The 20,715-nt window shown below is 52.5% G+C and carries 19 protein-coding genes; 11 read left to right on the forward strand and 8 right to left on the reverse strand.

Annotated features, from left to right (window positions below; translation table 11 throughout):
- Window positions 1-63 precede the first annotated feature (63 nt).
- From ACRBCU_RS01150 to ACRBCU_RS01165, 4 genes are read left to right on the forward strand one after another with little or no spacing between them, the layout of a single operon-like run.
- The gene (locus ACRBCU_RS01150) at window positions 64-603 is read left to right on the forward strand and encodes a tripartite tricarboxylate transporter TctB family protein (RefSeq protein ID WP_431363517.1); all 540 of its coding nucleotides are present in this window, start codon (window positions 64-66) and stop codon (window positions 601-603) included.
- A 13-nt stretch (window positions 604-616) separates the two neighbouring features.
- Window positions 617-2,134, forward strand: a complete 1,518-nt coding sequence (locus ACRBCU_RS01155; protein WP_431363518.1) for a tripartite tricarboxylate transporter permease — start codon at window positions 617-619, stop codon at window positions 2,132-2,134.
- Between the two features lie 5 nt (window positions 2,135-2,139).
- Window positions 2,140-3,624 carry an aldehyde dehydrogenase gene (locus tag ACRBCU_RS01160; protein WP_431363519.1) on the forward strand — a complete coding sequence of 495 codons (1,485 nt, stop codon included), beginning with the start codon at window positions 2,140-2,142 and terminating at the stop codon, window positions 3,622-3,624.
- Between the two features lie 39 nt (window positions 3,625-3,663).
- The gene (locus ACRBCU_RS01165) at window positions 3,664-4,902 is read left to right on the forward strand and encodes a Tm-1-like ATP-binding domain-containing protein (protein ID WP_431363520.1); all 1,239 of its coding nucleotides are present in this window, start codon (window positions 3,664-3,666) and stop codon (window positions 4,900-4,902) included.
- A gap of 11 nt (window positions 4,903-4,913) precedes the next feature.
- Here ACRBCU_RS01165 and ACRBCU_RS01170 read toward each other — a convergent pair whose 3' ends face one another.
- From ACRBCU_RS01170 to ACRBCU_RS01180, 3 genes are read right to left on the reverse strand one after another with little or no spacing between them, the layout of a single operon-like run.
- Entirely contained in the window at window positions 4,914-5,564 is a 651-nt protein-coding gene (locus ACRBCU_RS01170) for a GntR family transcriptional regulator (RefSeq protein WP_431363521.1), read from the reverse strand.
- A gap of 9 nt (window positions 5,565-5,573) precedes the next feature.
- Complete coding sequence (locus ACRBCU_RS01175; protein WP_431363522.1) at window positions 5,574-6,863, reverse strand: glutamine synthetase; 1,290 nt, start codon at window positions 6,861-6,863, stop codon at window positions 5,574-5,576.
- 11 nt (window positions 6,864-6,874) lie between these two features.
- Complete coding sequence (locus ACRBCU_RS01180; protein ID WP_431363523.1) at window positions 6,875-8,131, reverse strand: cytochrome P450; 1,257 nt, start codon at window positions 8,129-8,131, stop codon at window positions 6,875-6,877.
- 78 nt (window positions 8,132-8,209) lie between these two features.
- Between ACRBCU_RS01180 and ACRBCU_RS01185 the strand changes: the two genes are divergently transcribed.
- Window positions 8,210-8,932, forward strand: a complete 723-nt coding sequence (locus tag ACRBCU_RS01185; RefSeq protein WP_431363524.1) for a type 1 glutamine amidotransferase — start codon at window positions 8,210-8,212, stop codon at window positions 8,930-8,932.
- Here the strand turns inward: ACRBCU_RS01185 and ACRBCU_RS01190 are convergent.
- The 5 genes from ACRBCU_RS01190 to ACRBCU_RS01210 all read right to left on the reverse strand — a co-directional run bounded on the left by ACRBCU_RS01190 (window position 8,929) and on the right by ACRBCU_RS01210 (window position 13,919).
- Window positions 8,929-9,780: an ABC transporter permease gene (locus ACRBCU_RS01190; RefSeq protein WP_431363525.1), complete on the reverse strand. Its 852-nt coding sequence runs from the start codon at window positions 9,778-9,780 to the stop codon at window positions 8,929-8,931. The two genes, ACRBCU_RS01185 and ACRBCU_RS01190, sit on opposite strands and share 4 nt — an antisense overlap.
- On the reverse strand, window positions 9,777-10,643 hold the full coding sequence (locus tag ACRBCU_RS01195) for an ABC transporter permease (RefSeq protein WP_431363720.1): 867 nt from the start codon (window positions 10,641-10,643) through the stop codon (window positions 9,777-9,779). The genes ACRBCU_RS01190 and ACRBCU_RS01195 overlap by 4 nt, the downstream gene beginning before the upstream one ends.
- Before the next feature lie 3 nt (window positions 10,644-10,646).
- Complete coding sequence (locus tag ACRBCU_RS01200; RefSeq protein ID WP_431363526.1) at window positions 10,647-11,756, reverse strand: ABC transporter ATP-binding protein; 1,110 nt, start codon at window positions 11,754-11,756, stop codon at window positions 10,647-10,649.
- A gap of 65 nt (window positions 11,757-11,821) precedes the next feature.
- A complete protein-coding gene (locus ACRBCU_RS01205) occupies window positions 11,822-12,883 on the reverse strand; it encodes an extracellular solute-binding protein (RefSeq protein WP_431363527.1) in 1,062 nt (353 codons plus the stop codon).
- Between the two features lie 163 nt (window positions 12,884-13,046).
- The gene (locus tag ACRBCU_RS01210; RefSeq protein WP_431363528.1) at window positions 13,047-13,919 is read right to left on the reverse strand and encodes a MurR/RpiR family transcriptional regulator; all 873 of its coding nucleotides are present in this window, start codon (window positions 13,917-13,919) and stop codon (window positions 13,047-13,049) included.
- Window positions 13,920-14,048: 129 nt separating this feature from the next.
- Between ACRBCU_RS01210 and ACRBCU_RS01215 the strand changes: the two genes are divergently transcribed.
- The 6 genes from ACRBCU_RS01215 to ACRBCU_RS01240 are packed head-to-tail and all read left to right on the forward strand — an operon-like array spanning window position 14,049 to window position 20,710.
- A complete protein-coding gene (locus ACRBCU_RS01215) occupies window positions 14,049-14,819 on the forward strand; it encodes an N-formylglutamate amidohydrolase (RefSeq protein WP_431363721.1) in 771 nt (256 codons plus the stop codon).
- A complete protein-coding gene (locus ACRBCU_RS01220; protein WP_431363529.1) occupies window positions 14,807-15,376 on the forward strand; it encodes a TRAP transporter small permease subunit in 570 nt (189 codons plus the stop codon). Before ACRBCU_RS01215 ends, ACRBCU_RS01220 begins: the two co-directional genes overlap by 13 nt.
- A complete protein-coding gene (locus tag ACRBCU_RS01225; RefSeq protein WP_431363530.1) occupies window positions 15,376-16,704 on the forward strand; it encodes a TRAP transporter large permease in 1,329 nt (442 codons plus the stop codon). Before ACRBCU_RS01220 ends, ACRBCU_RS01225 begins: the two co-directional genes overlap by 1 nt.
- Before the next feature lie 44 nt (window positions 16,705-16,748).
- Window positions 16,749-17,780 carry a TRAP transporter substrate-binding protein gene (locus ACRBCU_RS01230; protein WP_431363531.1) on the forward strand — a complete coding sequence of 344 codons (1,032 nt, stop codon included), beginning with the start codon at window positions 16,749-16,751 and terminating at the stop codon, window positions 17,778-17,780.
- Between the two features lie 51 nt (window positions 17,781-17,831).
- Complete coding sequence (locus ACRBCU_RS01235; protein WP_431363532.1) at window positions 17,832-19,328, forward strand: phage tail sheath family protein; 1,497 nt, start codon at window positions 17,832-17,834, stop codon at window positions 19,326-19,328.
- Window positions 19,328-20,710 (forward strand): glutamine synthetase family protein, encoded by a 1,383-nt coding sequence (locus ACRBCU_RS01240; RefSeq protein WP_431363533.1) that lies wholly within the window; start codon window positions 19,328-19,330, stop codon window positions 20,708-20,710. Before ACRBCU_RS01235 ends, ACRBCU_RS01240 begins: the two co-directional genes overlap by 1 nt.
- Window positions 20,711-20,715 lie beyond the last annotated feature (5 nt).

Consider the following 20,715-nt stretch of genomic DNA (forward strand, 5'->3'; position numbering starts at 1 on the left):
CTTAATGGATCGGGCGGAAAACCTGCCCGATCCTTCTAATGCGCCAGCAGGCAGGGACAGCAAATGTCAAAAGTGAAGACGCTACAATCGTTGTTCAAACGGTATCGCCGTCCCGGAGATATCGTTTTTGCTTGGGTGATCCTAATAGTTTCGATCTTCTTGCTGTCTCAGATAGCAGATCAAACTGCATATAAGAACAATGGCAAACTCTTTGCGCAGCCACGCTTTTGGCCAGCTGTTTCGCTTGCAGGTATGACGTTTTTTGCCGCGTTCCATTTACTAGGTTCGGCTCTGTCCGAGCGGATTTATGGGCGGTGGCGCGAAGTGCTGACTTGGATCGCATCGTTAGAGTATGCAGGTTGGTTCATCGCTTATGCGGCAACCGTCCCATACACTGGTTACCTTCCGACCACTGTTGCTTTTGCTGTCTTGCTCGCGCTTCGTGTCGGGTATCGCAGCGCAAAAATGTTAAGCGCCGCGGCGATAAGTGCGTTTGTCGTCGTTATTTTGTTCAAAGCGCTGCTCAAAGTGAATCTGCCAGCGGGGCGGATTTATGAGGCGTTGCCAGATGGGCTGCGCCAATTCATGCTGACCTACTTCTGATTGGATTGCTAAGATGGAAAATCTAGTTGCTGGCATCGAAATGCTCGCGCGTTGGGATGTTGTGTTGGCGCTCTTGATTGGGTCAATTGGCGGCGTCATCATCGGAGCAATTCCGGGCGTTGGACCCGCTGTTGCGATTGCAATTTTGTTGCCGGCGACATTTTCGCTTGATCCGATTGTTGGCCTCACCATTCTGCTCGGCATCTACGGGTCGTCGATGTATGGGGGGGCTATTCCTGCCATCCTGATCAATACACCCGGTACGGCGGTAAATGCGCTGACGTCCTATGACGGATACCCAATGACCCAAGACGGGCAGGGGCATCGCGCGCTCTCGCTTGCTTACAGCGCGTCCTTTTGGGGCGGTATGTTTGGTATCGTGTGTTTGATCTTGCTTTCGCCGGTGCTGGCGCTTGTTGCGCCAATGTTCGGCTCGCGCGAGATTTTCTTGGCGGCATTGCTCGGTATTATTTTGGTCATTCTTGCCCATCGCGGACAGATTTTTGCAGCGGGTTTTCTCGCCATGTTCGGGATCTTTTTGCAAACGGTTGGCTTAGATGCTGTTACCTACACCCACCGATTTACCTTTGGATATTCGTTCCTGAGTTCAGGCATCAATTTGATCGTAGTCGTTTTGGGGCTCTTCGCGCTAAGCCAAGCCTTTTTCCTGCTTATCGCACCCGATGACAGCCCTGATGCAAAGCCCGTCAAAGGCAAAATGGGAGCAGGTTTCAAAGAGCTGTTAAAGCACAAGAGGATCGCGACGGTGGCATCGGGCTTTGGTGTCATATTGGGGATGATCCCCGGCACGGGCGAGTTCACAGCGCAATTCATGAGCTATACCTACGCGCAAAAAACTTCCAAAGAGCCTGATCTGTTTGGCAAAGGATCACCTGAAGGATTGATCGCGTCCGAAGCCGCTAACAATGCTGTTCCCGCGGCCGCAATGATCCCGCTTTTGGCGCTGGGCATTCCGGGAGAAGCGCTAACTGCGATGATGTTGTCGGTGTTCTACGTCCACAACGTGATCCCCGGACCGCAGCTTTTTCAGAATAATATCGATCTGGTCTATGGGCTCTATTTTGCGCTGATCGCATTGAATGTGATCGTCATGGTGTTCTTGCTGTTCTCAACGAACTTGCTGACCAAGATCATTCGAATTCCCACACGTTTCTTGGGCCTCATGATTTTGATTTTGTCGTTCGTTGGCGTCTATTCGCTGCGCAACTCTTTGACAGATTGCATGATTGCCTCTGCCTTTGGCGTGTTCGGTTTGATCCTCAAGCGGTTGAACTTGCCGATTGTTCCGATCATTCTTGGTATGGTTCTTGGCGGTATAATGGAGGTCAAACTGCGTTCTGCAATGCCGCGACTGAAAACGCCATTTGATATGATTGACCGCCCGATATCCTTTATTCTCTTTATGCTCATCCTATTGGTTCTGGCGCTTCATGTGCGCACTTTGATCAAGGAAGTACGCAGCAAAAACACTGACGAAGATCACGATCTTCACGACACTCAAGCTCGGTAGGCCAAATGGATCAAACGCAAATTGAAGCGCTACGTGCGCAGGCAGTCACTCCTTTCACGCATATCATTGACGGCAAACAGGTTGCTGCGTCAGACGGCGCAACGCTTGATGTTATCTCGCCAATCGACGGGAGCGTGCTCACTACAATCGCTAAAGGCACAGTCTCTGACATGGAGCGCGCGATTGCCTCTGCGCGTGCATCATTCGAGGATCAGCGCTGGGCTGGGCAACCGCCTGCAGCGCGCAAAAAGGTATTGCTGAAGTGGGCCGATTTGATCGAGGCCAACGCGCTAGAGTTGGCGGTACTTGGCGTTCGAGACAACGGCACTGAAATTGGCATGGCGATGAAGGCTGAACCAGGTTCGGCCGCAGGGACCATTCGTTATTACGCCGAAGCTCTAGACAAAATTTATGGCGAAATCGCCCCTACGTCGCACGATGTGCTTGGCATGATTCACAAAGAACCTGTCGGGGTGGTAGGTGCAATCATACCGTGGAATTTCCCGCTCATGATCGGTGCTTGGAAACTCGGGCCTGCGCTGGCCATGGGGAATTCTGTAGTTTTGAAGCCTGCAGAGACGGCGTCGCTTTCTTTGATGAGAATGGTTCAATTGGCGCATGACGCTGGTTTGCCCGAAGGCGTGCTAAATGCGGTTACAGGCGAAGGCGCTGTTGTTGGTGAAGCGATGGGCCTATCAATGGATGTTGATGTCTTGGTTTTCACAGGCTCGGGCGGCACAGGACGCCGCCTTATGGAGTATTCCGCACGTTCAAATATGAAGCGGGTTTACCTAGAGCTGGGCGGAAAATCTCCGAATATCATCTTTGCTGACGCGCCGAATTTGGATGAAGCGGCGAAAGTCGCAGCGGGCGGCATTTTCCGTAATTCTGGGCAAGTTTGTGTGGCCGGATCACGGCTTTTGGTTGAAGCGTCTATTCATGATGAGTTTGTCTCCGCTGTTGCAAAGGCGGCTGCGGGTATGCGTGTTGGCGATCCGCTAAAGCTGAACACGGCAATTGGCGCGGTGAACTCTGAAACGCAGCTTTTGCAAAACCTCGGGTTCGTAAAGATCGCGCAGGACGAAGGCGGGGAAATCATGGCAGGTGGCACCCGCATTCTGGAAGAAACTGGCGGATACTATATGGCACCGACAATCGTGACGGGCGTAGCGCCCGAGTCCACGATAAGCCAAAAGGAGGTTTTTGGACCGGTGCTTGGCGTTACTTCGTTCGAAACAGAAGAAGAGGCGATACGCATCGCAAATTCCACTGTTTACGGCTTGGCTGGCGCTGCATGGACGTCAAACTTAAGTCGAGCGCACCGCATGGTTCGCGCTATTCGAACCGGCGTAATGCATATCAACACCTACGGTGGCGCTGACGGCACTGTGCCTTTGGGCGGAGTCGGACAATCAGGCAACGGCAGCGACAAATCACTTCACGCAATCGAAAAATACATCAACCTCAAGACGGCTTGGATCAAGCTTTAAGAGCGATTGAGCGCTAGTTTCGGGGCAGGGGGAGCAAAGATGGCAGACAAGACAATTCTGGTCGTTGGAACCTACGACACGAAGAATGATGAACTGGAATATATGGTTGAGCGCCTCGAAGCGATGGGTGGGGCAGCGCTTAGCATGGATATTTCTGTTCTGGGTGATCCGGAACAACCAACGGATTATTCCAAGCACGATGTTGCCGCCGCGGGCGATAGCTCGATCCAAGCGGCAATTGACAGCGGCGATGAAAACACCGCTATGCAGATTATGGCCAAAGGCGCGAGCGCGCTTGCAGCGCGGCTCTTCTCCGAGGGCAAGTTTGACGGCGTCGTCATTCTGGGTGGTACAATGGGAACAGATGTAGCGCTTGATGTGTGTCAGGCATTGCCCCTAGGCGTTCCGAAATACGTTGTTTCGACTGTTTCATTCTCTCCATTAATTGAACCTGCACGACTATCAGCGGACATTCAAATGATCCTCTGGGCTGGTGGCTTGTACGGGTTGAACTCGGTTTGCAAATCCTCGCTTTCACAAGCGGCAGGCGCTGTTCTGGGAGCGGCTCGTGCGGTAGAACCCCCAAACACCGACCGACCTTTGATCGGCATGACGTCACTCGGCTCGTCTTGCCTGAAATACATGAAACCCTTGAAGCCCGAGTTAGAGAAACGAGGTTTCGAAGTTGCGATCTTCCATGCCACGGGTATGGGCGGCATGGCCTATGAGAGTATCGCGCGCGAAGGTGGCTTTGCCTGTGTTCTTGATCTTGCATTGCAGGAACTGAGCAATTTACTGGCTGGGTCCGTCGTAAATAGCGGTGCGGATCGTATGCTAAATGCAGGTGCGGCAGGCATACCGCAGATTGTAGCGCCTGGGTGTCTCGATCTGGTTGATCTGGCAGGATGGCAAGACATTCCATTACAATATCAAGATCGCCCCTTTCATGCACATAATCGCTTGATCAAATCTGCGGGGCTGAATGGAAAAGAACGGCGCGAAACTGCGCGCGAGATTGCGAAGCGCTTAAAGGCTTCCGACACCCCGGCGCATGTGATTTTGCCTAATCGCGGTATTGAAGAATGGGATCGTGAAGGAAATGAAACCTACGATCCCGAGGCATTTGCAGAATTTTGCGACGAGATGCGCCTTCAGATGCAAAGCCCGATCGCCTTTAGCGAACTGGACTGCCACATCAATGACGCACCTTTTGTCGCGAAAGTTTTGGAAATTTTTGATGCTTGGGTTGCAGATGGAACAATCAAAACAAGCGCTTAGTTTTCTCAACCTCAATCGAATGAGGCGAGCAGGTCCATAGCCGTGACTTGATCAAAGTGGACATGACGCGCCATGAGATCCTCGGCATCATCTGCTCGCCGATCCAAAATTGCTGTCGAAATCTGCCGGTGTTCGTGTGCCGACGCTTTGATAACGCCTCTAAATTTGTACCGTGCGCGATAGTAGGCCATTAACTTGCGCGCGTTGGATTTGACCATCTCGTAAAGAAACTCGTTGCCTGCCGCTTCCGCCACCGCTGCGTGGAACGTCAGGTTAAGCTGGTAATAAGCTGCTGTGTCGCTTTCGCCTTTGTTTATTTGATGGGTCTCACAAGCGAGAACTGCGTTTTCCAGTGCTTTGCCTCTTGTGGGTGACAAGCGACGCGCAGCTAGCGATGCAGCCTGGCCTTCCAGTTTCGCGTGTACTTCGAGAATTGCCAGAAACTCTTCCAAGCTTGGCTTGAACACGATTGCGCCTTTGCGCGGCAATCGCTGAACCAACCCGAGCGCTTCCAATTTCAACAGAGCCTCTCGCACCGGAGTGCGAGAGATCCCCAGCCGCATCTGTAGAGCGTCCTCGGCGATAACATCGCCAGGGTCGAGCACGCCATCATCAATCTGGCGCAGAATGTTCGTTATGACTGTTTCGCTTTGTCCACTCATTTCAGCGGTCTAGATGAAGTGAATATAGAAGTCGCGCAAGGCTTCGCCGTCCAAACCTTCCGTTTTTTCCGCTTCGACCCGGCGCATGAAGATTTGATTGTCTACCAATTCTTGACCGACCGCTGCACTGAGCGCTGTGTCTGCCTCAAGATCGTCCATCGCGGCCAACTGGGTTGCGGCGACCCCTTCGGAGGCGTCCGTATGTTCAAACCCATCACCTGTTTCGCGCGCGGGCAAATCATAGCCGTTTTCAACGCCAAGAAGCGCCGCTTGCAACACACCCGCGACCACGGTGTAAGGATTAGCTGAAGCATCTGCCATACGGTGTTCAAGGCGTGATTTCTTGCCGCCTTCACACGATACCCGCGTTGTTACGTTGCGGTGATCGCCGCCCCAGTTCTGCCAGTAACCAGAAAGGCTTGCAGGTTGCAGGCGCTTGTATGACATCGTCGTTGGAGCCAAAAGACCCGCGAGACCTTTGTGGTGGTGGACAAGGCCCGACACACAGCCTTTAGCAAGATCGTTCATATGATCAGGGCCGCTTTTTCCACCCATGCTTAGTGCATTGTTTCCGTCTTGATCACTAAACGAGAAGTTTACGTGTAGGCCTGATCCACCCGCCTCTTCGATGGGTTTGGGCAGGAATGATAGGATAATCCCGTGTTCGAACGCAACTTCGCGCGCCAAAAGGCGGAAGAGAACAATATCGTCTACCGCTTTGAGCGCGTCATCGAATGTAAGTGTGTATTCAAACTGCGGTGCGTCGTATTCGGCAGTGATCATATCAAGCTTAAAGCCCGCCTTTTCAGCGGCGGCCCAAATCGCATCGTTAAAGCCCCTTGGGTCTGTGCAGGGGCCAGTTCCGTAGACAACGGCGCCCGGTGCATCATAGGGGACAAGCTTCCCTTCATCGTTTTTCTGGAAAGCAAAGGCTTCGAGCTCAATACCAACTTTTGGAGTGAGCCCTTTTGCTTCCCAAGCGGCAATTGCTCTGCGCAAGGCCCCACGTGGGCAAACAGCCAAGGGGGCGCCATCGCTATCGTAAAGATCACCTAGTGTGATGTCAGTGCCTTCAGACCAACTGGGGCGAACGTCGTTTGCATCCCAGCGAAGCTCCATATCCGGAAGACCTTCCATCATCATCGAGCCGGGGGAGGGAAGAAGATCGCGATCGAAATGCACGCCAAAGGTAGAGCGACAGAATCGGGTTTCACCACCAGATTTCGCGGATTCCGGCAGGTATTTGCCTCGAACGATGCTCAAATGATCACAGAAGATTGCGCGAAGACGATTGCTCATAAGAAAGGCCTTTAAGACAGAGTGACAGTTACTGGCAGCGATTTGATGCCGCCTACGAAATTTGACCGCAAAAATTTATGAGGCCCTGCTGCTTTGATCGAAGTGATCCTCTTGGCGAGTTCTTCGAAAAGAACGCGGACTTCTAACCGTGCAAGCCACATTCCAAGACATAGATGCGGGCCACCTTTACCGAACGCCAAGTGAAGGTTTGCTGGTCGTGAGAGATCAACTTTGAATGGCTCGTCAAACACCGCGTCGTCCCGGTTTGCTGACACGAACCAATACACCACTTTGTCACCTTCTTTGATCGATTTGCCGTGGTACTCGAAATCGCGTGTGGCGGTTCGGCGAAAGTAAGTGGCAGGGGTGGCCCAGCGGATAAACTCATCGGCAGCGGTCTCTGTCACGTCGCCTTGCTGAAGTTGTCCAAGCAATTCAGGCTGATGACACATCGCTTGGATGCCTGCCGCAATAGAATAGCGTGTCGTGTCATTACCCGCCGCGACCAAGAGGCAAAAGAAGTTGCGAAACTCGAGCTCTGATATCGTGCTGCCATCTTTGCTTGGCTTCAGGATCATGTGCAAAATGCCGTTGGTGTCGCCTTTTGCGGCTTTGCGTTCCATCAAGTCCTTCGCGTAGTCATATAATTCTGCGCCTGCGGGCGAGTTGAAAGGCATCAGGCGGTATTCATCTGTCTGCATTTTGTCCAAGACGTGATCCGTAAAGTCAGGATCAGTGTTGGCAATCAGCGCATCGCCCTTTTCAACGAGCCAAGGCAGGTCTTCGTCGGGTGTTCCAAGAATTTGACCTAACATGCGCATGGGCAATTCGCGCGCAATCAGCCTCGTTGCATCAAATGTGCCCAGAGGAAGCACACGATCTAACAGCTCCGTGCAGATGTCGCGGATTTGATCTTCAAAGTCTGCGATGACTTGTTTTGAAAATGCTTTGGCGACTTTGATGCGCGTTTGCATATGTTCGGGCGGGTCGGTTTCCTGAAAGGTGCGCCGCGCCATGTATTCTTCGGGCGTTTGATCTTCGATGCGTATTCCACGTGCTGACGACAATAAGTCAGTCTGCCTGTTTAGCTCTAGAATATCTGCGTGGCGCGTCACTGACCAATACCCCAAGCCGTGCGCGTTCTCTGTCCAGTGCATCGGATCATCACGGCGTAATCGTGCAAACGTATTGTGCGGGGCACCGTCGACGAATGTGTCGTGGCTCGACAGGTCTGCATACCCATCGTCTGTCGGAGTCCAGGTTGTCATAAGGGGTTTGGCTTTCGTGTATATTTAAGATATGTAAAAATATACTAACTAGACTCAACTTTCTGTAAAGGCCCTAAATTGCGCATCCTGATTTTGATGACCAATACCGATGTTTCCGATTTCGCTGAGGCGCATCCGAAAGACGGCGAAAAGTTTGCAACGTTTTTCTCTCGCGCGCGTCCAGAGTGGGAGTATGATGTATTCTCCGTAAAGGACGGGGTGTTTCCCGAAAGCATTGAGGCTTATGACGCGGCCGCCATAACAGGCAGTCCTGCATCAGTGCATGACGGTGAAACTTGGATTGCGCAGCTCGAAGGGTTGATCCGCGAAATGCATGTTGCGCAGATGCCTATGTTTGGTGCGTGTTTCGGCCATCAGGTCATCGCGACAGCACTCGGCGGCGCGGTCGGGCCTAATCCAAAGGGTTGGGTGTTCGGTGCTGTGACAACGAAATTTCTGCCCGAAGATCGTGACGTGAACCTGTTCGCTGCGCACAAAGAGCAGGTGGTCGGACTTCCCGAGGGCGCGCGCGTTGTTGCCAGAACGCAAGATTGCCCCATCGCGGGATATCGCATCGCTGAGCATATTCTTACAACGCAGTATCATCCAGAAATGACGCCCGCGTTCTTTGCCGCACTTGTCGAAGAGCTGCGCGGTGAGTTGGGCGATGCCATCTGTGACAAAGCGGAAAGCACGCTTGGCTTGAACGTCGATATGGAGTCGCTCGCGCGCTGGGCGGCTGCGTTCTTTGAGGACAGGCTTAAAGCGCGGGCCGCAGACTGCCGCGAGACCCGCGTTTAACGCCCGCGTTGAAAGAGTAGTGACATTATCCCAAGAAGCGCCGATGCGCCGATCAAGAGCAAAGACACTGCATTCAGAACAGGTGTTGAGCCTTGTTTCAGCTTATCAAACATCGCAATGGTCAAAGGTGAATCCGACCCCACGAGCATCAGCGTTGTATTAAAGTTTTCGAAGCTCATCAAAACCGACACGACAGCCGACGCTACGATAGCTGGCAACAGGAATGGCAAGGTGATCTGGCGAATAGCACCCCATTTGCTCGCCCCAAGATTAAGGGCGGCCTCTTCCAAGCTTGGGTCAAATTTTTGGAGACGTGCAGAAATAACCAGCGTGGCGAATGTTGTGATAAAGGAAAACTGCCCGAGGATCACAAGGATCAGACCGGGGCGAAGTCCATCGAACCACATGCCTGTTGCGTCTTCTAAAGTGTTGGCGACAGAGCTTGAGAAAACAAGGATCGAAATGCCCAAGATCACTCCGGGGATGATCAATGGCAGCAGCATCAGAATATACAGAACCGCTTTGCCGCGAAATTCGTGACGTACAAAGAGGAAGGCGTTGCAGGTTCCAACGCTCACGGCCAATACCGAAACCCACGCGGCGACAAAGGCCGACGTGCCGATCGCACGTAAAATGGACCTCTCGTTGAAAACCCCGATAAACGGTGCTTCGGTTCCGAAAAACCATGCCATCGTAAAGCCTTCCCAGGGAAGCGAGGGGAAGACGCTGTTGTTAAAGGCGAATAAGGCGACAACTGTCAGCGGCAACGCAAGGTAGATGAAAAAGGCGGTCACATAGGCGCGGTAGCACCATTTCGCAAAGGCGGGTTGAGGGACTGTCGGTATCATGCGCGGCCCATCGTTTCTGACAATGATTGCCCAGAGAGTTTTAAGCCCAAGAACACTACGAGCGATGACAAGCCCAGCAATAGGAAACCGAAGGCGGAGCCAAGTTCCCAATTAAACCGCGTTATGAACTGCGTATAGATCATGCCGGTGAACCAAAGGCTGTCTTTGCCACCGAGCAGTATCGGCGTCAGGTAGTTCCCGAGTGAAAGCATGAAAACGACGATACAACCAGATACGATACCGGGCATCGCATGCGGAATGACGATTTCGCGCATGACCGAGGTACTTGTCCCACCCAAATCATATCCCGCTTCAATAAGGCTGTTGTCGAGGCTGTCCAACGTAGTCACCAACGGAACCACCATGAACAAGATCGACGTATAAACCAGCCCCAGCATGATTGCTGCGTCGTTGTAGAGGAACTCTATCGGAGCGTTGATCAAGCCAAGGTTTTGAAGGCCTTGGGAAATGACTCCTGTTTCTCGAAGCAAGATCATCCAACCGAACGTGCGGACCAGTTCGGAGACCCAAAAAGGGATCATGCACATCAAAAACAACGTGGTCTTGGTGCGGCCTTGGGTCAGTTTTGCGATGTAATAGGCGATAGGGAACCCAAACAGGAGGGTCAGCGCCGTCGCTAAGATCGACATGATCGCCGTGCGCATGAAGGTGCGCCAGAACAGGGGTTCTTGAAAGAAGGCGGCATAGTTGCCGAGCCCGTATTCGTATTCCCGCGGGCCAATTTTTTCGCTGATAGAGACAATGAAAAGACCGACATGCGGTAAGATGATCAATATGGTCAGCCACAGCAGAATTGGCGCGAGTAACAGATAAAAGCCAAGGCGGGAGGTATCGGATCGCATCATCTAAACCTCGCCAGCGAGGTAACAGCGTGCGCTTTTTGGATCCCAACGCGTTGTCACAGTATCGCCTTTGCGAAGCGCGGCGAAAGCGCCTGCTTGGGGCAAGGTAACATTCAGCAAAGCGCCCGATGTATCATCGCGCAAAGTCAGTGCGCTGTTTGCGCCGTTGAAATGAACAGATGTGACCGTGTTGGATCGCGTGTTGGGCGCGCTATGCGTCTCGGTTGTTGGAGCAAGCAGTTCAATTGCTTCCGGGCGCAAGTACACTTCGACGGATTGTCCTTTGTTAAACCCGCCGCGATTGGTTTCGATTGTTAGGTGTTGATTGCCTTCTGCGCTCAGGGTCAGCGTTTTGCCGTTTATGCCATCAACCTTGGCCGTAATCTTGTTCGCATCGCCAACAAATCCCGCTACGAACGCAGTGTCGGGGGCATGATAGACATCTTGTGGCGGGCCGATCTGCTCGAACCTGCCGTTATTCATCACGGCGATGTTGTCACTCATCACCAGAGCTTCGGATTGATCGTGGGTGATATAGATAAACGTCGTATTGAACTCTGCTTGAAGGGATTTTAGCTCAACCTTCATATGCTCACGTAGCTTCAAATCCAGCGCTCCGAGCGGTTCGTCCAAGAGCAATACATCAGGCTCTAAAACCATGCACCGCGCAATTGCGACACGTTGTTTTTGACCTCCCGAAAGCTGATCGACTTTGCGCGATGACACGCCTGGCAGGCCAACGCGCTCAAGCACGGCCTCGACACGTTTTTTGATTTCAGATCGCCCAACCCCGCGCTGACGCAAACCAAAGCCGACGTTGTCGCCGATATTCATTGTCGGAAAGAGCGCGAGATGTTGGAAAACCATCGACACGGGGCGCTTGTTTGGGGGCACTCCAATCATAGAATTGCCTTTGATTAGCAATTCGCCCGAACTCGGGGCCTGAAACCCTGCGATCATCCTGAGCAGTGTTGTCTTACCACACCCCGACGGACCGAGGATCGAAAAGAACGACCCCTTAGGAACTTCAAAATTGACGCGATCAACAGCGCAGAAATCATCGAAATTCTTAGTGATATCGCGGCATATCAGATCGGGGTCGGATTGGGTCACGTTCAGGCCTTTCAATAAGTAAAAGGGCGCAGTGGCGCGCCCTTTTTGATCTTAGCGACGCGCGCTTATTTTGCCGCGTTAACACGGTCCAGCGTTGCGCCTTCCAGCGCTTCGAGACCGGCTGGCACAGGTGGGTACCATTTGATGTTGTCGATAGCCGCTTGATCAAAGCTGCCTTGGTAGCGTGCTTTGAGATCGGCGCTCACGCCTGCATCGCCGCCAACAGACGCGGTGAAGTTGCCAGCGGTGTTAGTGATCATGGATGCGATCTCTGGCTGCATCACAAAGTTGATCCAGTCATAGGCCGCATCATCGGCGCGTCCACGCGCAGGCAGAACGAACGTGTCAATCCAGCCCAATGCACCAGCTTCAGGAGCAACAAACGTAATGTCCGGGTTATCGGCGTTTAGCTGCCAGCCACCTGTATCCCACGCCATTGAGGCAATGACTTCGCCAGAGCGGAGCAGGTTTTTGATTTCGTCGCCGCCGCCCCAGTAGGTTTTCACGTTTGGTTTACAGTCGGTCAGTTTGGCTTCGACCTGATCCAGAATGCCTTTATAGGCGTCCGCGTCTTCATATGCAGCGAAGGGGTCAAGGCCCATCGAGAACGCGAAACCAATCAGCGTTGGACGCTTCAGACGGTAAGATACTTTGCCAGCAACGGAGGCATCGCAAAGATCGGTGTAGTCTTTCACATCACCCGCCATTGCCGTGTTTACGACCAAGCCGCTGGTGCCCCAAACATGCGGAAGGCCATAAACTTCGCCTTCGTAGGTCGAGTTGCTGCCCGTCGCCATCAACATTGATGGAATGAACAAATCGGCGTTGATCTTGGACATATCAATCGGTTTGTAAATGCCGAACTCTTCTTGCGCGCTGGTGATGCGGTCTTGGCTTGGCTGTGCCAAATCAAAACCACCGCCATTGGTGGCGCGTAGCTTTGCGATCATTTCTTCGTTGTTGGATGTGGTGACTTCAACGGTATGACCCGTTTCCGCTTCGAACTTGGCAATGACATCCTCAGGTGCATAGCCGCCCCAAGTCAAAAGCCGAAGCGTATCCGCTTGCGCCGTTTGCGCGCCGAGCGCCGAGGCGACGATGATGGACGAGATGAATGCAGATTTCATGTTATTTCTCCTACTGTCGGGGTGATCCCCAAAGCGTATTAAATCACTGTTTTATTACAGTTTTGCGTCACTCCGATTGGATGCGGTAGATCGCGATGGGGTGGTGAAAATTGCGGGTTGTGGTCCTTTCTCGTGTTTTGAAGGTTAGTCTCTTCGAACAGGGTTATGTAAATTTTCTAAAGAGCTTGGTTTGATCAAAGATCTCTTCCAGTGCTTCCATGCGGTCTTTTGTGTCGCCCCATGTCAAATCCTGCACTGTGGAAATCATGGTCTCTAACAATAGCATTGGCGTTACAGCTGAATCCCAAGCGGAGGGCGCGATAATGCGAGAACTAAAGCTAATCTCGGCAAATTGATGTACAGGAGAGCGCCACTGATCTGTGAACAGAATAATGCGCGCGCCTTTGGCTTGGGCCATTTCGGCAAGCTTTAGCGTGTTGTTCTCATAGCGGCGCATGTCGAAGATGATGAAGACGTCACCTTGTTTCACATCCAGTAGATAATGCGGCCAAGCGTTAGATGTGGACTGGATATGCGTGAGTTGTCCGCGGATGACTTGCAAATGCAGGAACAGATACTCCGCCAAAGTGTGGGTGATCCGCCCGCCCACAACATAGAGGTGGCTGTCCGTATCGGCAGTGATCTCGCAGGCGCGATCAAACTCATTAGGATCAATCTGCCCTAACGAGTGTCGGATGTTATCAATGACCGCTTCGGTGAAGCGATTGAGCAAATGCTCGGACGGCGCGCCTTCGGTCCATGTATCATGTTTAGCGATAGGGTCTTTGACCTTCGCGCGTAGCTCTTCACGTAGTTCCGCTTGGAATTCGGGGTAGCCAGAAAAGCCGAGCTTTTGCACCATCCGCGCGACCGTCGGAACCGAAACTTTTGCGTCTTTTGCAAGCGCGCTCAGGGTTCCCAAGCCCGATGCTGGATAGCCCTCAAGTATAGAATGCGCGAGCTGGCGCTCGGCGCGAGTCAACTCGTCCAGATGGTTTTGAATTCGATCAGAGATCGTTAAAACCGCATCGTTCATTTCAGGGTGCATCCCTTTTTGGCGACAAAAATATCAGCTACGATTCTAGTGTTATATTTTTCACAATTGTGTTGACAGAATTTCGTTTTGGCAAGACCCTTAGTTTGAAAGGTGACTCACTTGGCGAAAATGGACATTGAAAACTTGCAAGAAACGGTGCTCGTCGTGAACCCCACTGGGCACTCGTCTGTTGCGCTTGTGTGTGAGCATGCCTCGTCGCTGATCCCCGAAACATACGCAAATCTTGGCTTGGCCGAGCAGGACCAGCTTAGCCATGCAGCATGGGATCCGGGCGCTATGGCGGTGGCAATGCATCTTTCAAAAGTTCTGGATGCCGTGCTGGTGGCCAGTGGGGTTTCTCGCCTTGTATATGATTGTAACCGCCCCCCGAGCGCGCCAGATGCGATGCCAGCCCGCAGCGAAGTGGTTGAGGTGCCAGGAAATGTTGACCTGAGTTCAGATGAAAAAGCAAAGCGCGTCGCGGCCTACTATTTGCCGTTTCGAGACGAATTGCGCGCCCGCATTCAGGCCATCGCGACGCCGGTGATTGTTACGATTCACAGCTTCACGCCAGTTTATCACGGCAAGCGACGATCGGTGGAAATTGGAATTTTGCACGACACAGACACCCGTCTCGCGGATGCCATGCTCAAAAGAGCGAACTGGCATGTTTCGTTCGAAGTCAAACGCAATGCCCCCTACGGAGCAAGCGATGGCGTGACCCACACTCTGCAAGAGCATGCAATCAAAGAGGGTCATTTGAATGTGATGCTCGAGATTAGAAATGACCTCATTTCGACCCAAAGCGATCAAGAAAGAATGGCGACTCTCATTGCAGGTTGGCTTGTCGATGCATGCGCGCAATTAGGTGTTAATGGAGTCGCAGAATGCTCGGCATAATGCGCGCATATATTTCAGGTGTTGATGCCGTAAACCGTCGCATCGGGCGGATCGTTATGTACGGAATTTTCGTTCTTATGGCGATCTTGCTCTGGTCTTCAATTAGCAAAACCTTTTACGTGCCATCGCTCTGGACGCTCGAAATGGCGCAATTCACGATGGTTGCCTACTACATTCTTGGCGGGCCATATTCGATCCAGCTTGGATCAAATGTGCGAATGGATTTGCTTTATGGTGAATGGTCGCTGCGCAAAAAAGCGTGGTTTGATCTGTTTACTGTGCTGTTCCTGATCTTTTACCTTTGCGTGTTGCTCTATGGCGCGGTCAGCTCGACTGCCTATTCGCTGGGGTACTGGGGGAGCGAGCCGTTCTCGTATCTCGGCGGCGTTCTTGTCGGGGCAGAAGAGGTCGGGCGTATGGAGCGTTCTTCGACGGCTTGGCGGCCCTATCTGTGGCCAGTAAAATCTATAATGATTGTCGGGCTGTTTTTGATGCTCCTGCAATGCATTTCCGAACTTCTGAAAGATGTTTTGCGCCTCAAAGGCGAGGTGGTGTGATGTCATACGAATTGATCGCGACTTTGATGTTTTCGTCCATGATGCTGATGCTGCTGACGGGCCAACGGGTGTTCGGCGCGATTGGTTTTATCGCGGTCGTCGCGGCGCTTTTGCTATGGGGTGATCGGGGTGGTTTCGACATTGGCTTTTCCGCAGCGATGAAGCTGATGAAATGGTATCCGTTGTTGACCCTACCGATGTTTATTTTCATGGGGTACGTGCTGTCGGAAAGCAAAATTGCCGATGACCTCTACAAGATGTTCCATGTCTGGATGGGTGGGCTTCGGGGCGGTTTGGCGATTGGCACGATTGGTCTGATGGTGCTGATTTCCGCGATGAACGGGCTAAGCGTTGCTGGTATGGCGATTGGCTCAACCATTGCGTTGCCAGAGCTTTTGAAGCGTGGTTATGACAAGCGGATGGTTACAGGAGTGATCCAAGCGGGGTCGAGTTTGGGCATCCTTGTGCCGCCGTCTGTTGTGCTTGTTTTATACGCGATGATCGCGCGCCAACCGGTCGGGCAATTGTGGCTTGCGGGGGTTATTCCGGGCCTGATGATGGCAAGCCTGTTTATCCTTTATATCATTGTGCGCTGCCGCATTAATCCCGTTCTCGGCCCGGTCTTGGATGCCAGCGAGCGCGATATTCCACGCGCCGAAAAACTGCGCCTTCTACGGGCTGGTTTGCTGCCTGTTGCGATTTTCGCGGTGATGATGGTGCCATTCGTGAACGGCTGGACATCGCTTGTCGAAAGCTCTGCGATTGGTGCTTTGGCGGCCTTTTTGGCAGCGGTTCTAAAAGGGCGGATGACGCGCGAAGTGTTTGAAAATTCTGTGCGCAATACGCTTGGTATTACTTGCATGTTCATGTGGATTATCCTCGCCGCGCTCGCCTTTGGCGCGGTGTTCGACGGGCTCGGCGCGGTCAAAGCGATTGAGGCTGTGTTTACCGAACGTTTGAACCTTAGCCCTTGGATGATCCTGATCCTGATGCAGCTCAGCTTTATCCTGATGGGAACCTTCCTTGATGACACTGCGATGCTGGTTATCGTCGCGCCGCTTTATGTCCCGCTGGTGGGTGAGCTGGGTTTTGATCTGATCTGGTACGGGATTCTTTATACGATCACCACGCAGATCGCCTATATGACGCCGCCCTTTGGTTATAACCTCTTCCTGATGCGCGCGATGGCCCCGCCAGAGATTTCGCTGCGCGACATCTATTCCTCCATTACGCCCTTCGTGATGATCATGGTCTTTGCTTTGGTCCTCGTGATGGTCTTTCCCGGCATCGCCACTTGGTTGCCTGATTACATTTACAACAAACCATAAAAGAGCCGCGTCAAGGTGGCCTAACCTCAACTAAGGAGACTAAAATGACTTCAAGACGTAAGTTTATTCAAGGCGCAGCCGTTGCCCCAGCTGCAGCGCTCGCAACGCCAGCACTGGCGCAGAACACAATCAAATGGCGCATGCAAACCTATGCTGGCGCATCTTTGGCAGCAGAGGTGATCGTTCCAGCGATTGAGATGTTCAACAAGATTGCAGGCGATCGCATGCAGATTGAGTTGTTCTTCGCAGACCAGTTGGTGCCAACGGGCGAGTTGTTCCAAGCAATGCAGCGCGGAACGATTGACGCGGTGCAATCGGATGATGATTCAATGGCATCGCCAACCGAAGTCACGGTGTTTGGCGGCTATTTCCCGTTTGGCTCTCGCTACTCGCTCGACGTGCCTGTGTTGTTCAACCAATACGGTTTGAACGAGATTTGGGATGAAGAATATTCCAAAGTTGGCGTCAAGCACATCTCGGCAGGCGCTTGGGATCCATGCCACTTTGCTACCAAAGACCCGATCCGCAGCCTTGCAGATCTTAAAGGTAAACGTATCTTCACCTTCCCAACCGCTGGCCGTTTCCTGAGCCAGTTTGGCGTGGTTCCTGTGAACTTGCCGTGGGAAGATATTGAAGTCGCGGTTCAAACGGGCGAACTAGACGGCATCGCATGGTCGGGCATCACCGAAGACTATACGGTGGGTTGGGCAGATGTGACCAACTACTTCCTCACGAACAACATTTCGGGTGCATGGGCGGGATCGTTCTTTGCCAATATGGAACGTTGGAACGAGTTGCCTGAAGATTTACAAACGCTCTTCCGCGTTTGCTGTGATCAGTCGCACTACTATCGTCAGTGGTGGTATTGGGGCGGTGAAGCCAACCTGCGCGTCAACGGTCCAAAGCTGGAATTGACCTCTATTCCTGATGAAGAGTGGGCAACTGTCGAAGCGGCTGCGCAAGACTTCTGGGAAGAGATCGCAGCAGAGAGCGAAACGAAACGTCGCGTTGTTGATATCTTCAAAAAATACAACGCCGACATGGTTAAGGCTGGTCGCCCCTACCGTTACGGCTAAGTGCAAAGGCGGGGCGCTTTTGCGCCTCGCCGTTACCTGAAAGAAACCCGAATGGCTCAGATAAAGACCCCCGGTGTCTACGTGCAAGAGGGCAATGCTTTTCCAAACTCGGTGGTTGAGGTTTCAACCAGTGTTCCCGCATTCGTTGGGTATACTGAAAAGGCGATTCAAAATTCTAAAGATGTGAGCGGCACACCTGTTCGCCTCTCATCCATGGTGGAATTTGAGCAAGTGTTCGGGGGCCCGCCAACTTGGAGCTTTTCGTGGTCAGAACAGGACGACGCAAAAGACAGCTTTTCGCCTGTGAGCCAAGAGTTTTTGCTCTACCTTTCGATGAAGATATTCTTCGATAATGGGGGAGGGGCATGCTGGGTTGTCTCGATTGGTAGCTACGAGGGCACCGCGTTTGAGGCGAAAGATTTTGACGTAGCTTGGCCGCGTATCGCCGAGCTACAAGAACCAGCAATTTACGTTGTCCCCGATGCGGTTGCCTTAAGCAAAGCGGACCACGCCAAGCTTTGCAACACAATGCTGATGCAATGCGCAAAGCTTCAAAGCTGCGTTGCGATCCTTGATCTTTATGACGGTGCAGGGATTGACGATGGTGCGGGTTTTGCTCTTGCGACGCCCATTCAAGACTTCCGCGATAGCCTTGTCCAAGTAGATGATCTGAAATTTGGAACAGCTTATGCGCCTTGGTTGAAAACCAATCTCGTTGAGCCTTCATTGGTGAACTTTACAAACCTCGATAAAAAGAGCTGCAAATCCTTAGCCTCGGCGGTGCGCGCTGAAACGGAAGCTTTCATTGCCAACCAAACGTTTTCCCAAGAGCAAGCCGAGCTTATTGCCGAAGCGATTAAACAAGTTGAAGGGGCCGAGGACGATGCGGGTGCAGTAAAGCGCGCTGCGGCGATATTGGAATCGATTAGCGAGACCTACCAGCGCGTGATGTCTGCGCTGTTGGCGCGCATAAACCTGATCCCACCCTGCGGCGCGATGGCAGGCATTTGGGCGCACATGGACAACACTGTTGGCGTCCACGAGGCTCCCGCCAACGTTGGGATCGTTTCCGCGATTGGGCTATCTGTTGAAATCTCGGCGGAGCAACAACACGATATGAATGCACCGTTAAATGGACGTGCAATCAATGTGATCCGCAGTTTTCCAGGCCGGGGTATTTTGGTTTGGGGCGCGCGAACTTTGGACGGAAATTCGACCGACTGGCGCTATATCAACGAGCGCCGCACAATGATCATGTTTGAGCAATCGATCAGATTGGCAATGAGAGCTTTTGCGTTTTCAAGCAATGATGCGCAGACTTGGCAGGGCGTCAAATCCATGATCGGATCATTTCTTGATACCCAATGGAAAGCTGGCGTCCTTGTAGGTACGCAGCCTTCGGAAGCCTATCGTGTGGACATCGGACTTGGTGAGACAATGACGGGCGATGACGTTGCCAATGGACTCATGCGCGTTCGCTTGAATGTCGCTTTGGTTCGCCCTGTAGAATTTCGCGTTATTGAAATATCGCAACAGATGCAGACCTGATGAAATGCGATCAAACGGAGCACTATGAAATGACTTTTGACGATCTCAAAAAAGCGGTTGCAGACGGGGCCGTGGATACGGTTCTGGCTTGTTTTGTTGACATGCAAGGCCGGTTGATGGGCAAACGATTTCACGCGGTGAACTTTGTGGAGACCTCTTATAAGGAAACCCATTGCTGCAACTACTTGCTTGCCACTGACCTAGAGATGGCAACGCCGGATGGTTATGCGTCGACCAGTTGGGAAACGGGATATGGCGATTATGTCATGCAGCCCGATCTGAGTACGATCCGCCCCGTGCCGTGGCTTGAGGGTACGGCGATGGTGCTTTGTGATGTTCTTGATCATCACACGCATCAACCTGTTCCGCATTCCCCGCGCGCAGTCCTGAAAAAGCAAATTGCGCGACTTGAGGCGCTTGGCTTTGAGGCGAAAATGGCGACTGAATTGGAATTTTTCCTGTTCGAAAAGAGCTTTGATGAGATCCGCAAAGAAGGCTTTCGCAATCTTGAACCCATCAGCGGCTATAATGAAGATTATCACATCTTTCAGACCACCAAGGAAGAGGGTGTGATGCGGCCAATCCGCAACCACCTTTATGCCGCTGGTCTGCCTATTGAGAATTCCAAAGGCGAAGCTGAAGCAGGTCAGGAAGAGCTGAATATACGGTATTCCCCCGCTCTTGATTGCGCGGATTACCATTCGATTGCGAAACACGGCATCAAGGAAATTGCGTGGCAACATGGCCGCGCAGCGACGTTCTTGCCCAAGTGGGACAAGGACCGCGTTGGATCGTCGAGCCACGTTCATCAATCGCTTTGGAAAGACGGCGAAGCTGCGTTTTATGACAAGGGTGCCAAGCATGGCATGTCTGAACTGATGGGCCACTACATGGCGGGCTTGATCAAATATGCGCCCGATTACACCTACTTCCTTGCGCCTTATATCAACAGCTACAAACGCTTTGCCAAAGGAACCTTTGCGCCGACCAAGACGGTTTGGTCTGTCGACAATCGCACTGCAGGTTTTCGCCTTTGTGGTGAAAACACTAAATCTGTGCGCGTTGAATGTCGCATTGGTGGCTCTGATTTGAACCCTTATCTGGCTCAAGCGGTGATGCTCGCGGCGGGGATAAAAGGAATTGAAGACAGGCTTGAGTTACCTGCGGCGACCAAGGGCGACGTCTATGAAGATGCAAAGGCCGCCGACATTCCACAAACGCTGCGCGCAGCGACACAATCCTTACGCTCGTCCGCATTCTTGCGCGAAGCATTGGGCGAGGATGTTGTTGACCACTACACCCGCGCCGCAGAATGGGAACAAGAAGAATTTGACCGCGTTGTGACCGATTGGGAAATCGCACGCGGCTTTGAAAGGGCTTAAACGAC

This window comes from Planktotalea sp. (assembly GCF_050633725.1).
Taxonomy (GTDB): domain Bacteria; phylum Pseudomonadota; class Alphaproteobacteria; order Rhodobacterales; family Rhodobacteraceae; genus Planktotalea.